Source organism: Rhodococcus sp. ARC_M6, assembly GCF_022810305.1.
Lineage (GTDB): Bacteria > Actinomycetota > Actinomycetes > Mycobacteriales > Mycobacteriaceae > Rhodococcus_F.
Map to the genome: position 1 here is coordinate 1 of NZ_JALGQH010000088.1, position 428 is coordinate 428.

Below are 428 nucleotides of genomic sequence, written 5' to 3' on the forward strand. Positions count from 1 at the left end.
AAGATCGCTGCCCTCGGGGTGGCCCTGCGAGCGTTCCCCGCCATTGCGGCGCAGTTCGATGCCAGTGACCTCACCGTCGACCATGCCGCGCTGATCACCGCATTCTGCGAGTCTCCACCCAAAGGGATGCCGGACCGCGCCTTACCGCACTGCATCAAAACCCTGCTCGCCGCAGCCTCCGGAGTGGAAGCGACCACCACGAAACTGCGGTACGCCATCGCCGTCCTCGAGCGGATCTTCGAATCCGAGGACATCCCGGCCGGGGAAGACGACGACCGCAATGAGTTGCGCATCGCGCCGACGTTGAACGGTCGGGTGGTGATCAAAGGTGAGTTCGATGCGTTGACCGGCGAAATGCTTCTCTCGGCGTTGTCGGGGTTGTCGATGCCGACCCCTGCCGCGGACGGGACTCCGGATGCGCGGTCGGC

1 pseudogene is annotated in these 428 nt (G+C 65.2%); it reads left to right on the forward strand.

The features are described from left to right. A pseudogene (locus MTX36_RS29505) lies at positions 1–428 on the forward strand (DUF222 domain-containing protein); the annotation flags it as partial.